The sequence below is a fragment of the Parabacteroides sp. MSK.9.14 genome, assembly GCF_019041495.1.
Taxonomy (GTDB): Bacteria; Bacteroidota; Bacteroidia; order Bacteroidales; family Tannerellaceae; genus Parabacteroides; species Parabacteroides merdae.
In genome coordinates this window covers 119,764-134,204 of record NZ_JAHPXO010000001.1, presented here as the reverse complement: position 1 = coordinate 134,204, position 14,441 = coordinate 119,764, and the positions used below count along the sequence as shown (strand labels likewise).

Here is a 14,441-nt window from a genome sequence, read left to right as displayed (position 1 = left end):
GCACAAAAAGTACGGAGCATGCTAATTGAAAGAGACAGACGAAACGCTGTCTTTCCCGATCGATTCGGACACGAAAAACAACTTCAACATTTATTCAGTCTATAAAGACAAAGACGGAAAAGAGTATTTCACTTTCCAGAATATTGAAAACAATACGATCCACTTCTATGACCTGAAACAGCAGAAACCGGCGTTCAGGATAACCCCTTCACAGGAAGGAAGTAACGGTGTTGGAAGGATATTCGGTTATTATATTCAGAATCTCGACAGTATTTACGTCTTCAATTTTTACGAAAGTGGGCTATACTTGATTAATAAGAACTGCGACCTTCTTGATAAGCAGCCTTTTCCTGAATTAAAACCTTCTTGTTTTATGGCTACAGCCTCACAATTACCTGTACGTATCGAACACACTCTATATACCTGCATAGAACCAAATCGCCTGATTGAGCATGACCCTGTTTCCGTCGCAATCAATATGAATACGAAAGAGGAGAAGAAACTGCCCTTCGATTATCCCGATTATCCCGGTTCGGAAGTCAAGCTGAAACGATACGGCATGGAAGCCAGTTACAGCCGTTGCTATGACGGCCAACGCTTCATTTACTCGTTCCATTATGACGAGAATATCTATGTGGCTACTCCTGAACACGACTCGATACGGAAAGTCTCGGTTAAAAGTAAGTACTTCGACAAAGTACAATTGCCGGACGAGTTGACAGCAAGCCCCGAAGACTTCTGTGTGAATGCCTGGTATAATAACTTGCTGTACGATCCCTACCGGGAGGTTTATTACCGGATTGCTTATCCGCCCTCGACTTTGGATAAAGGCGTCCGTCCTATGGAACTCGTACAATTCGGGCGTAAGAACTTCAGCATTATTATTCTCGATAAAGATTTCCGTATTCTCGGCGAACCCCTCTTTCCCGACAATACCTATAATCCAACCATCATGCTGGTTCGTCCCGAAGGGCTATACATTTCCGACAGCCATTACCTGAATCCCCGGTTCAATGACGATATCCTTAGTTTCCGGAAGTTTGAATTGGTAGAAGAATAATAGTAGTATCACCGAAGCTCCAGAACAAGCAGAACCGGATTGTCGTCTGCCGTTACTCCGTTTATATCTCTTTCCAATTCCTCTGCCGGAACGGGGACAATTACCGTTTTCCCTTTTATGCACAGTCTCTCTGTGGGGAGTGTTATTTCCTTTCCCGAAGACAACCGAAAGGGCAGGCCGTTTTTCTCCCGGACACGTGCGACAATCGTCTGTTCCTTCTTGCTCCAGATTTCGCTATGCTGGTGCTCTCCCTGCTTATAATCTATCAGGTAATACTCCGGCAGGGAAGAGATCCGGGTCCACATCAGGCACTTCATGGTCTTCATTTCCCGTGTCATGAAACGTCCTAATTCTTCATACTTAATATCATACTTTCCTTTCTTCAGGATGAAAAGAGGTTCCAATGCCTTGTCCGTAATGCGATAGACTGTGTCCGACATCGGACGGGAAAAGATAAACATATCTTTGTTCTGGCAGGTACTCGTCAAGATCTGCACAGCACTTCTTTTTATCTCATCATACCCTTCTCCCATTCGGATGTCTTTTCTGTAGACATTCATCGCCAAATCAGCTATAAAGTATTGATACTCCGTCTCGGGCATTCCACAGGAAACCATATAATGCTCCGTCGCAAAGACGGGGACGACAATATCGACCAGTTCTCTTTCTTCCAGCAGATTTCCTTCCCAGTCATAACGAATCCGTTTCCTGTTCCCGCTATCGTAGATATCCATAAAAGCATATCCGGGATCAACATAAAGGTACGAGATATAAACATATTCACCCGGCCCGTTTCCCTCATATTTGAAGCTGCGTTGTACTTTTCCATCCACTCCATAGCGATAGAAAGAGCCAGTCTTATAATCGACAATAACAATATATTCATTGTCCATAAACGTTATCCCCAAAGAACCCGAAAGTAAAGTCTTCTCATCAGACGAGAGCGGAATAAACGTTGCCTTCTCAGTTATATCATTCCACATAAACGCACTTGGTACGGTTTCCTCCGCCACCGCTTCCAGATTAAAAACCGGAAGTTCCTCCGACTTCTCTTCCGGTAACTGTTTGGGATTATGACAGACGACAAGAGCCACAACTATCAGAAATGACAGAAATGCCATTTTCCCGAATCCTATTTTATACATAACCTTTTCTGTAATGAATTATATTATTTCCCTTTTAACGGATAGTCTTTTCGTGGATTACCGAAAAAGAGCAGGGTCGGAGCGTTCTTTCCGGCTGCAGTCGCCTGATATTCGGCAAAAGCCTTGCCGACCGTTTCCAATGCTTCTTTAACTGCTGCATCGCTTGTCTTCACATCGCACAGGAAATAGATCATCACAGGCTTTTCACCTGCCGATGCAGACAAGGTCGCTTTCAGTTTGACCGGCATTTCGGATATTCCGGCAAACCTGCTGTTGTAAAGTATCTGATCTTTGGCATTGATGAAGAAATTCACTCTTCGCGTATGTTTCTCCATAAACACAAGTCTTTCCGAGCCTGAAAGCTGTCCGCCTCCCGCCTGTCCGATATACCGGTCGATCTCCTTGTCGAAGAATTCACGGGTGTACGGTTGTCCGACCGGAGAAATTGTCGTATCTTCGCTCTGCATTAAGTTTGTCAACTCCCGGTTTACATCCGGGCGGGCGAAAGCAAGCATGCTACATGCTGCCACCGGAACTAAAAGCACGAGCTTCAACCGGGCCCAACTGTTCGATTTCTCTTTTAACATCATAGTAATTCGTTTTTTAATTTTACTGTGATTGAAGCTGTTAGCAAAGGTGTAGGAGCTCGCGCTAACAGCTTTTTTCACTAATAACAATTGATATTTTGTTGCATCGATGCCATTTTTAAGTACGCCCGTATCCGCCTGGTACTCATGAACCTCCTGGAGTTCCCGTTTCAACAGCCAGGCTGCGGGATTGAACCAGTGCAGGAGCACGACTGCCTCCGTATAGATCAAGTCCAACGAATGATGCTTGCGCCAGTGAACTTGCTCATGCGTCAATATCTCATTCGGATAGTCACAATAATCTTTCAACGACAGGACAATATACGATCCCCAGTTAAAAGGAGCGACCGGCCTGCCGACCAGCACCAGCGTATAACGCCCTTTCCGTATCTTCTCGCCGCTCCGGATCAGCCAAAGCAAACTCACAAACGAGCGAACCAACCGGCAGAGGACAACCGCCATCCCCACAAGATACAGGTAAACCGCCCACTCTCCCCATGAGCCGGAAGCCTCCCGTACAGCCGGTACAACCTCCGTTCCAACCTGGACAACGGAGTGCTGCGAAACCGTCTCCCCCACTCCTTCCTGTATCATCTCTTCCAACTGCAACAACGGCATTTGCAGCACACCGGGCGATTCCGTCCGTAGCTCGACAAACGGCAGCAGCATGCACACCAGCATCCCCGCCAGCAGCACCATCCGGTTGAAGCGAAAAAACGTCTCGTTGCTCAACAAGGCTTTATAACCCAAGTAAAACAGAGTCAGGCAACAAGTAGACTTGACGATATAAAGGAGGAAGGTAACCATCTCATTTATTTTTACGGTTCTTAATCTGCTGTAGCAATTCTTCCAATTCTTCGACCGACAGTTCGTCACGGTCTATCAGCGAAGAAACGACACGCGTATAGGAATCTCCGAAATAGCGGCTTACCACGTTTTTCAGCGTCTTGTTCCGGTATTCGTCCTCCGAGACCAATGCATAATACTGATAGGTGTTTCCATACGGGCGATACCCGATATAGCCTTTCTCCTCCAGCACGCGTACGATCGTGGAAAGCGTGTTGTAGTGCGGCTTGGGCTCTTCCTGCAATTCCAATAACTCACGGATAAACAACGGACCGTTCGTCCAGAAATAACTCAGGATATCTTCTTCTTTAGGAGTCAGTTTCTTCATATTCCATGTTTATTTATCAGATGAATGACCAAAGATAACTATAAAGTACAATAATAGAACTATGATTAATAGTTAAACTACTATATTTAGCAATAATTTGATAAATTCCCCTTAAACGTGAATATTCACTAAAGGATTTCAAAGCCTCTTCCTTTTCTTTTGTAAAGCGTATCTTTGTCATATCAGTAACTTTCACAGGAATATAAACCGAAAAACACAAAAAAGATGGACAAACGAATCTTATTGCCTTTAGTAATCCTGCCCGCTTTCCAGACAGGAAATATGCAGGCAGCCGACCAGCCTGCCAAGCGGCCGAACATCATCCTCTTTATGGTTGACGATATGGGATGGGAAGACACTTCCCTGCCTTTCTGGACAGAAAAGACGCATTATAACGAAGTCTACGAGACGCCCAACATGGAACGCCTCGCCCGCCAGGGAGTCATGTTCACCCAGGCCTATGCCAGCAGTATCAGTTCCCCGTCTCGTTGCAGCCTGATCACCGGGACGAATGCCGCCCGCCACCGTGTCACCAACTGGACGCTGCAAAAGGATAAGACGACCGACCGCAAAGACAGTCTGCTCGACATACCTGACTGGAACTATAACGGCGTCAGTCAGGTTACGGGAACAAACAATACCTTCGTCGGGACTTCTTTCGTCCAGCTCTTGAAAAATAGCGGTTATCATACGATCCACTGCGGGAAAGCCCATTTCGGCGCGATCGACACTCCGGGAGAGGACCCGCACCACTGGGGATTCGAAGTCAACATTGCCGGTCATGCCGCCGGCGGTCTGGCAAGCTATTTAGGCGAAGAGAATTACGGCCATACGAAGGATGGCAAACCGACTTCGCTGATGTCCATCCCCGGCCTCGAAAAGTATTGGGGCACGGAAACATTCGCTACCGAAGCCTTGACATTGGAGGCGATCAAGGCGCTCGACAAGGCGAAGAAATACAACCAGCCGTTCTACCTCTACATGTCCCACTATGCCATCCATATTCCACTGAATAAGGACATGCGCTTCTACGAGAAATACAAAAAGAAGGGAATGACAGACCATGAGGCAGCCTACGCCACCCTAATCGAAGGGATGGACAAGAGCCTGGGCGATCTGATGGACTGGTTGGAAAAGAACGGGGAGGCAGACAATACGATCATCCTCTTCATGAGCGATAACGGCGGCCTTGCCTCTACGTCCGAATGGCGTGACGGCCCGTTGTACACGCAGAACTATCCGTTGCTGAGCGGCAAAGGTTCCCTTTGCGAAGGGGGTATCCGCGAACCGATGATCGTCAGTTGGCCGGGAGTAGCCCAACCGAATACCCGTTGCGACAAATACCTGCTGATAGAAGACTTCTACCCGACTATCCTGGAAATGGCCGGAGTGAAGGACTACGAGACGGTGCAACCTATCGACGGCATCAGCTTCGTTCCTCTGCTCACCGGGACGGGCGATCCTTCCAAAGGGCGTTCCCTCTTCTGGAATATGCCGAACAACTGGGGCAACGACGGTCCGGGCATCAACTTCAACTGTGCGGTCCGCAATGGCGACTGGAAACTGATTTACTATTACGGTACCGGCAAGAAAGAACTGTTCAACATCTCCGACGATATCGGCGAAAAGAACGACCTTAGCACCCGTCACCCGGAAATCGTCAAACGCCTCTCCAAAGAACTCGGCGACCACCTCCGTAAAGTAGATGCCCAACGGCCATCTTTCAAGGCGACAGGAAAGGCTTGCCCGTGGCCGGATGAGATAAATTAACATAGCATGGGACTGCGTCCTATATAGGCTGTTTTCTCAAAATAATAGAATGAGGCATAACCTCATATTGATCAAAATATAAATTAAAAAGAGAGTGAAAAGAAGAGAGTTTCTTTTTTGGCATAAGCAGGGAGGGGATACCGGACTGTCAGGAAACGAAAAGAAACAAAAAAGGGCATCCTCGTGGACGCCCTTTCTCATTCAATACTAAATATGGATTAGTATACATTTACCTTAATAACTTTCGTATTTCCGACATTGGTTAATTTCACAATGTAAATTGTTACCGGTATTCGCGCATAGCTACTGATACGTGCATTGTAGACGATCTTACCGATCATGTTCACAACGGTCACTTGTAGCGACTGAATCGGATTCACATAAATATTTCCCTTTCTTCCAAACACTTCCGTATTGGCAAGGGCTTCTTCAAGGCCGGTTGCAAAGTCTACCGTCACTTCACAAGTAGCGGTCACGTCACCGATCTTAGCTGTGATCGTAGCTGTTCCGACTTTAAGCCCCTTTACGGTTACCTTGTTGCCATCGGCTGTCACGCTGGCGATCGTCGGATCGCTACTGCTCCATGTCACTGTTTTACCGGAAGGAGAAACAGTTGCTTCCAAAACGAATTCTTCGAGACGTGGAAGAGCTTTTGTCGTTGCATCCAAAGAGATCGTAACGTTTTCGTCTCCATCACCACCAGAAGGAGGAGTAACAGGGTCAGACTTGGTTCCATTATGTAACATTGTCCGATACGCATCACGGAGTCCGCTGTCCGGTCTGCGGTCAGTCTAGCAATCATGTGCTTGAACTACCCTGAAAGTGACGAAGAATCAGTTTTTCTGCAAATCTTCTATCACTCTATCACTACAAAAGTTTCAGATATTGATATTCAAGCGTTATAGCAGTGATACAGGATGTTTTCCTGTATCACTGCCTCTATCACTCCTGAAACAGGACATTTTTATCATATGATTGGAAACCAACATATTACCTTCTGTTACTTTTGAAAAAGCATATAAAATAATCGAATAAATAAATGTAAAAACGAATATAATAGATATTAAATTGACAAAATACGGTTCTTCATTCCACAAAAGCCTTCTCTTTTTTTAGCAGAAACAAGCAGATAATTCCGTAAACACCCCCATGTTGCCATCCTTTACATCCGGGTGTAGGGAGCCGGTACATCCGGGTGTAAAAGGGGGTAACATGGGGGTGTCCGGCAACTAAAGTACCGTGCCGGACAATAAAAACTACCCGGTTTCACCTATTTTATAGCCGTTTTTACACAAAATAATCGAGTGATTTGCAGGGATGGGAATCAAGTGTTTATTGTTTGTTTTATTTGTAATATACTAATATACAGACATGAATAAGCGGAATACCTGTTTCCCATCCAAGTTGCCAGTGATAGGGTTGTGATACCGTAGTGATAGAGAAAACGGGCATATATCACTAATCAAACAAGTTGAATATCAATTGGTAAAAAGGAATCAGTGATACAGTGACAGAGGAAATGGGAAAAACTTATATGATAAGGTTCTGTTTTTTCTTTGATATAGTTCATTGTTTTTCCGACATAAACCCGACTTTTTTCAAAAGCTCGATTAACACGTCACGCCGTAATTTGTATCGTTGCAAATTACGGCGCATACTTCTTTTAAGGGTTCTATCGGCATTGGTTGTAATACTCTTCCCTTTTTCAAAATTTTGCATTTCATCCACAGTCAAGGGATTGACTCTGCTATAAACCAAGAATTTATTATATATTTTGAGGTCTAAAGGAGGATATTGTAATTTCCAGATTGACATCCACAACCTCCAGAATGAAATTTTATTTTGCCCGTCCTTGCAATTTGCCGCTTCAACTCTTTATGTATTACAAAATTCACTAACTTTGTGGCTTTAAATAGAAAACGATAAAATAAACGATAGACGATCATGGAGTACAATTTCAGAGAAATTGAGAAAAAGTGGCACGAATACTGGATTGCCAATAAGGTTTATAAAGTCGAAAAAAATGCCGACAAACCAAAGTATTACGTTTTGGACATGTTCCCTTATCCATCAGGAGCAGGACTACATGTAGGCCACCCACTCGGTTATATCGCTTCTGATATTTATTCCCGTTACAAACGCCTGCAAGGCTTCAACGTTTTGCATCCGATGGGCTACGATGCCTACGGACTGCCGGCAGAACAATATGCTATCCAAACCGGACAGCATCCTGAAGTGACGACAAAGAAAAACATCGCCCGTTATCGGGAACAGATGGACAAAATAGGTTTCAGTTACGACTGGAACCGCGAGATCCGTACTTGCGATCCCGAATATTATAAATGGACGCAATGGGCATTCATCCAGATGTTCAACAGCTATTACTGCAACGATAAAAAGCAGGCACGTCCCATCAGCGAACTGGTTGCCGCTTTCGAACAGTCCGGAACGGAAGGTTTGAATGTAGCTTGCAGCGAAGAATTGCATTTCACTGCCGGTGAATGGAAAGCCAAAAACGATAAAGAAAAACAGGAAATCCTGTTGAACTACCGGATCGCTTATCGAGGCGAAACGATGGTAAACTGGTGTGCCGCATTGGGTACGGTACTGGCCAACGACGAAGTGGTGAACGGCGTTTCCGAACGTGGTGGCTATCCGGTGGAACAAAAGATCATGCGTCAGTGGTGCCTGCGCGTATCCGCCTATGCACAACGGCTTCTGGATGGACTGGAGACGATCGACTGGACAGACTCGCTGAAAGAAACACAGCGTAACTGGATCGGCCGCAGCGAAGGTGCCGAAATCCAATTCAAAGTAAAAGACAGCGATCTCGAATTTACCATCTTTACAACCCGTGCCGACACCATGTTCGGTGTCACTTTCATGGTCTTGGCTCCCGAAAGCGAACTGGTCGCACAATTGACGACTCCGGAGCAGAAACAAGAAGTCGACGCTTATCTGGACCGTACTAAAAAACGTACGGAGCGTGAACGTATCGCTGATCGTTCCGTTACCGGTGTATTCAGCGGTTCATACGCAATCAATCCGTTCACGGGTGACGCCGTGCCTGTCTGGATCAGCGACTATGTACTGGCCGGTTACGGAACCGGTGCCATCATGGCCGTTCCGGCACACGACAGTCGCGACTATGCATTCGCCAAACATTTCAACTTGCCGATTGTCCCGCTGATCGAAGGTTGCGACGTAAGCGAAGAAAGTTTCGATGCGAAAGAAGGAATCGTCTGCAACTCACCGAAACCGGACGTAACGCCTCATTGCGACCTGTCGTTGAACGGTCTGACCGTAAAAGAAGCAATCGCCGCCACCAAGAAATACGTGGCAGAACATAAGTTAGGACGTGTAAAGGTGAACTACCGTCTGCGCGACGCTATCTTCAGCCGCCAGCGTTACTGGGGCGAACCGTTCCCTGTCTATTACGATGCAGACGGTATGCCTCAGATGTTACCGGTAGACAAATTACCGTTGGAATTGCCGGAAGTAGATAAATTCCTGCCGACCGAAACAGGTGAACCGCCTCTGGGACACGCCGTAAAATGGGCATGGGACACCGTAAAACAGGAAGTCACGGAAGTTTCCAAAATAGACAACAAGACTATCTTCCCGCTGGAACTTTGCACGATGCCGGGATTCGCCGGTTCATCCGCCTATTACCTGCGTTACATGGACCCGCGCAACGACCAAGCTTTAGTAGCTAAAGACGTAGATGAATACTGGCGCAACGTAGACCTGTATATCGGTGGTACCGAACATGCTACCGGACACCTGATCTACAGCCGTTTTTGGAATAAATTCCTGTTTGACTTAGGTATCGTTTGTGAAGAGGAACCGTTCAAGAAACTGATCAACCAAGGTATGATTCAAGGACGTTCCAACTTCGTATACCGTATCAACGGCACGAACAAATTCGTATCCCTGAACCTGAAAGACCAGTACGAAGTCACTCCTATCCATGCAGACGTAAATATCGTATCAAACGATATACTGGATATCGAAGCCTTCAAAAACTGGCGTCCGGAATATAACGACGCGGAATTCGTATTGGAAGATGGAAAATACATCTGCGGATGGGCTGTTGAAAAGATGTCGAAATCCATGTTCAACGTGGTCAATCCGGATATGATTGTCGAGAAATATGGTGCTGACACACTTCGTCTGTATGAAATGTTCTTAGGCCCGTTGGAACAATCCAAACCGTGGGATACGAACGGTATCGACGGCGTACACCGCTTCCTGAAAAAGCTCTGGGGATTGTTCTTCGGCAATACGGACACCTTGCAGATCACGGATGTGGAACCGACAGCCGACGAACTGAAATCACTGCATAAACTGATCAAGAAAGTGACATACGACATCGAACATTTCTCGTACAACACTTCCATCAGTGCCTTTATGATCTGTGTAAACGAATTGAGCAGCCTGAAATGCAACAAACGGGCGATCCTGGAACAGTTAATCGTTCTGCTTGCTCCGTTCGCTCCTCATACCGCTGAAGAATTATGGCATACCTGCGGTCACAATACTACCGTATGCGATGCCGAATGGCCTGTCTACAACGAAGAATACTTGAAAGAAAACTCGCTTACTTACGCTATCTCCTTCAACGGCAAAGCTCGTTTCAGCATGGAACTTCCAGCCGATATGCCTCGCGAAGAGATTGAGAAAGCCGCTCTTGCCCATGAAAATTCGGCTAAGTGGATGGAAGGCAAGACTCCGAAAAAGATTATCGTTGTTCCAGGAAAGATTGTAAACATCGTAATCTAAATTTATTTATATGAAGCTTATAAACAACAAAGTCTATTTTGCTGTACAAGATTACCTGATGATCCTGTTGGGTACTCTCTTGTACGGCTTCGGCTTCAACGCTTTCATTCTGTCGAATGAAATCATCACCGGTGGAGTCAGTGGTATTTGTGCCTTAATCTTTTTTGCCAGTAACGAGATTATTCCCGTTTCTGTGTCTTACTTCGTTATCAACGTTGTTCTATTATTGGCTGCTTTAAAAATTCTAGGACTTAAATTTCTGATAAAAACAATTTTCGGAGTTTTTTCCCTGTCAGCCTCCTTGTCATTCTTCGAATGGCTTCTGAAAGGACAGCCACTTCTACATGACCAACCGTTCATGTCCATTATTATTGGTGCATTCCTTTGCGGGGCAGGTCTCGGACTTGTCTTTTCGGCAAACGGTAGTACCGGAGGAACGGATATCGTGGGAGCTATTGTAAACAAATACAAAAATATCTCCATCGGGCGTGCATTGTTGTTTTGTGACTTCATTATCATCGGTTCCTCATTTTTTCTTTTCCATGATGTTGAAAAGATCGTGTTCGGTTTTGTCGAAATGTTCGTAAGCAACTATATCATAGATGCCGTACTGAATGGGAACCGTCAATCCGTCCAATTCCTGATCTTTTCTCAGAAATACGATGAAATAGCTGAGCGGATCATCCATGACCTGGATCGCGGCTGTACCATTCTCGACGGTGTAGGCGGATATTCCCGCAAACCGGTCAAGGTCGTTGTATTGCTGGCAAAAAAATCAGAATCCGTTTCCATTTTCCGTCTGGTAAAACAAATCGACCATCAGGCCTTCATCTCTCAAAGTATCGTCAGAGGGGTATACGGGGAAGGGTTTGACCAGATAAAAACATAAAACAATCATCCAAACAATTTAAAGCACTTCCATACGTTATATACACATCGTATAGAAGTGCTTTTTTATTCATACTCAACAAACATGAAACTTGTATTCGCAACAAACAACCGACATAAGCTAGATGAAGTCCGGAAAATCACATCCGGATATACCGAAATAGTCAGCCTCTCAGAGATCAACTGCCATGAGGATATACCCGAAACAGCAGAAACATTAGAAGGCAACGCCTTGCAAAAAGCCCGTTACATAAAAGAACATTTCGGATATGACTGTTTTGCAGACGACACTGGCCTTGAAGTAGAAGCCCTACACAACGCTCCCGGAGTATATTCGGCACGTTATGCCGGTCCCGGACATGATTCGGAAGCCAATATGGACAAACTTCTCCATGAAATGGAAAACAAGAAAAACCGGAAAGCTCGTTTCCGTACGGTAATCGCTCTTATCTTGAATGGAAAAGAATATTTGTTTGAAGGTATTGTCAACGGTACGATCATAAACGAAAAAAGAGGCGAAAGCGGTTTCGGGTACGATCCCATATTTGTCCCCGACACTTACTCACAAACATTTGCCGAAATGGGCAATGATATAAAAAACCAGATCAGCCACCGTGCCGAAGCTGTCAAAAAATTGACTGCTTTTTTATCGAATTACACATTTTAATATTGTAATTAATATGAGAAATATATTAACTGTCATCTTGCTTTTCTTATTATCATTTCCTGCCTTATCAGTTAATGACAATGACAACACGCTGGGATGGAAAACATATCTCTCCTACAATAATACCGATTGTGTGGAAGAATCCGCAGACCAAGTATTTGTCGTAGCAGAAGGTGCTTTATACACATATGGGAAAGAAGATAACAGCATCAAACAATATTATAAAGGAAATGGATTGAGTGACACGGATATCCAATCTATTTCCTACAACAAACAAACAAAATCACTATTGATTGTTTACAAAAACTGCAATATAGACATTTTAGAAGAAGGTTCAGTAAAAAACATACCTTATCTGTACACGACTACATCTTTAAGAGATAAATCACTTAATTCCGTTATGATTTATAACGAATATGCCTATTTATCCATACAGTCGGGCATAGTAGTTGTTAACATGGACAAAAAAGAAATAACCGATACCTATAACTTATCTAAGAATATAACATCCTGTGCTATTTTCAACAATAATATATATGCTTCCACAAAGGAAGGTCAAAAGTCTACGGTCATATACGCTTCTTTGAATGATAATCTGTTAGACGGATCAAACTGGAAAACTTATTCGATTCCGGGATTCCCATCTGAAAATTCCATAGACAAAATATCCTCATTTAAAAATAAGCTATTCTATTTGTCTCAAAATAAAGGTATCTACTATGAATCGAATGAAACTACAGTCCCTTTGGTCAGCAACACACAAATGAACAATATGAAAATTGTAGGAGAAAAACTGGCTTGCATGGCCACATCCCAAGTTTATATTTTCACAGATACGAAAACTTTTGACCAAATCAACAATCTATCCATCAAAGATATCAGCACTTATCAGACTGACAAATATTGGATAGCCGAAGGAAGCAAAGGTCTACGTTCTATCCAAAGAAAAGGAGCCAACCAGTTCGAAGCCATAAACGAAGCCATAATTTTGGATGGCCCCTACTCCAACAGTTCTTATGATATCGTATCAAAAAACGATAAAATATATATTATACCTGGTGGAAAAAGCCTGACAGGGGATAATTCTTTTAATAAAGCTGGATCGGTCATGATATATGACTATGAAAAATGGAGTGTACTAGAACCTTCCGTCGTTCAGAATAAACTAAATACATGGCCTAAAGACTATACCAGCATTGTCGTCACAAAAAATGATACTGAAAAAGAGATTATTTACGTATCTTCCTTCGGTTATGGCCTTTTTCAATTCATAGACAGAGAACCTTCCGCCGTTTATAACAAAACAAACAGTCCGCTTGAAAACGCACATGGCAATGAGGGCTTTTATTGTCGTGTAGACGGACTTGCTTTCGATAAGGAAGGAAACCTATGGATGACTAACTCTGAAGTGAGCAAAGCTATCAAGATATTGGATAAAGAAGGAAAATGGCATAGCCTGTCTGTCGAGTCGTTAAATGGAAAATACACGATAAACGACATACTCGTCACCTCAAACAATGACAAATGGATCAATATATCTCGCCCTACCAGTCAAGCCTGTCTAACAGTCGTAACCAACAGCAACTCTTTAGATGAAGCGACATCATATGAATTTAAAAACTTCATTGACACAGATAATAACGACTTTTCCCCTAACAATTATACTTGTATGGCAGAGGATAAAAGCGGATATATATGGATAGGAACCAATAAAGGAGCTATATACTTAACAAATCCAAAGTTGGCAACGACAGAAAACAATCAATCTATGCGTTGCACACGTGTAAAACTAATCAATGAAGAAGGAATCCCTTATTATTTTCTCGACAATACGATAATAACGACCATCAAGGTAGATAACGGAAACCGAAAATGGATTGGAACGGACGGTAGCGGTATTTATGTATTGAGCGAAGACAATCAGGAAATCGTCCATCAGTTCAATACATCCAACAGTCCGCTACTATCAGATAAAATATATTCCATAGAAATTAATGAAAATACTGGCGAAGTGTTCATCGGTTCCGACAAAGGTTTGGTTTCTTACAAAGGAGAAGCGACAAAAGGTAAAGATGACTATTCAGACGTGTATGCATATCCGAACCCCGTACGACCTGAATACAGGGACAAAGTAACCATCACGGGATTGATGGATAACTCGATCGTCAAAATCACCGATCTGAATGGAAATCTGGTCTATCAGACTAAATCTTTAGGTGGTCAAGTTATCTGGAACTGCCGGAATACAAAAGGTGTCCGTGTTGCTTCAGGCGTATATCTGGTGCTCTCTGCCACCGAAGATTCAAAAGAAAGTGTAGTTACTAAAATCGCAGTTATAAAATAAAAAATAAAAATCCACTGTGGTATT

At 43.9% G+C, this 14,441-nt stretch carries 10 protein-coding genes; 6 read left to right on the top strand and 4 right to left on the bottom strand.

Annotated elements, in window-relative coordinates; translation table 11 throughout:
- The first annotated feature begins 25 nt into the window (after positions 1–25).
- Positions 26–1,060 (top strand): DUF4221 family protein, encoded by a 1,035-nt coding sequence (locus KTG12_RS00455; protein WP_022321453.1) that lies wholly within the window; start codon positions 26–28, stop codon positions 1,058–1,060.
- Positions 1,061–1,068: 8 nt separating this feature from the next.
- Here KTG12_RS00455 and KTG12_RS00450 read toward each other — a convergent pair whose 3' ends face one another.
- The 3 genes from KTG12_RS00450 to KTG12_RS00440 are packed head-to-tail and all read right to left on the bottom strand — an operon-like array spanning position 1,069 to position 3,966.
- On the bottom strand, positions 1,069–2,181 hold the full coding sequence (locus KTG12_RS00450) for a 6-bladed beta-propeller (RefSeq protein ID WP_173022547.1): 1,113 nt from the start codon (positions 2,179–2,181) through the stop codon (positions 1,069–1,071).
- A gap of 47 nt (positions 2,182–2,228) precedes the next feature.
- Positions 2,229–3,599, bottom strand: coding sequence for a M56 family metallopeptidase (locus KTG12_RS00445; RefSeq protein ID WP_119216667.1), 1,371 nt, complete (start codon positions 3,597–3,599; stop codon positions 2,229–2,231).
- Between the two features lies 1 nt (position 3,600).
- A complete protein-coding gene (locus tag KTG12_RS00440; RefSeq protein WP_119216668.1) occupies positions 3,601–3,966 on the bottom strand; it encodes a BlaI/MecI/CopY family transcriptional regulator in 366 nt (121 codons plus the stop codon).
- A gap of 225 nt (positions 3,967–4,191) precedes the next feature.
- Between KTG12_RS00440 and KTG12_RS00435 the strand changes: the two genes are divergently transcribed.
- A complete protein-coding gene (locus KTG12_RS00435; RefSeq protein WP_005639635.1) occupies positions 4,192–5,736 on the top strand; it encodes a sulfatase in 1,545 nt (514 codons plus the stop codon).
- A 218-nt stretch (positions 5,737–5,954) separates the two neighbouring features.
- Here KTG12_RS00435 and KTG12_RS00430 read toward each other — a convergent pair whose 3' ends face one another.
- Positions 5,955–6,482 carry an Ig-like domain-containing protein gene (locus KTG12_RS00430; RefSeq protein WP_138272594.1) on the bottom strand — a complete coding sequence of 176 codons (528 nt, stop codon included), beginning with the start codon at positions 6,480–6,482 and terminating at the stop codon, positions 5,955–5,957.
- 1,198 nt (positions 6,483–7,680) lie between these two features.
- On the opposite strand from KTG12_RS00430, the gene leuS reads away from it, so the two are divergent.
- The 4 genes from leuS to KTG12_RS00410 all read left to right on the top strand — a co-directional run bounded on the left by leuS (position 7,681) and on the right by KTG12_RS00410 (position 14,417).
- Positions 7,681–10,518 carry a leucine--tRNA ligase gene (gene leuS, locus KTG12_RS00425; protein WP_138272593.1) on the top strand — a complete coding sequence of 946 codons (2,838 nt, stop codon included), beginning with the start codon at positions 7,681–7,683 and terminating at the stop codon, positions 10,516–10,518.
- A 10-nt stretch (positions 10,519–10,528) separates the two neighbouring features.
- Entirely contained in the window at positions 10,529–11,407 is an 879-nt protein-coding gene (locus KTG12_RS00420) for a YitT family protein (RefSeq protein ID WP_005639620.1), read from the top strand.
- An 84-nt stretch (positions 11,408–11,491) separates the two neighbouring features.
- A complete protein-coding gene (locus KTG12_RS00415) occupies positions 11,492–12,073 on the top strand; it encodes a non-canonical purine NTP diphosphatase (RefSeq protein WP_005639618.1) in 582 nt (193 codons plus the stop codon).
- A 13-nt stretch (positions 12,074–12,086) separates the two neighbouring features.
- A complete protein-coding gene (locus KTG12_RS00410; protein ID WP_046452481.1) occupies positions 12,087–14,417 on the top strand; it encodes a two-component regulator propeller domain-containing protein in 2,331 nt (776 codons plus the stop codon).
- Positions 14,418–14,441: the final 24 nt, after the last annotated feature.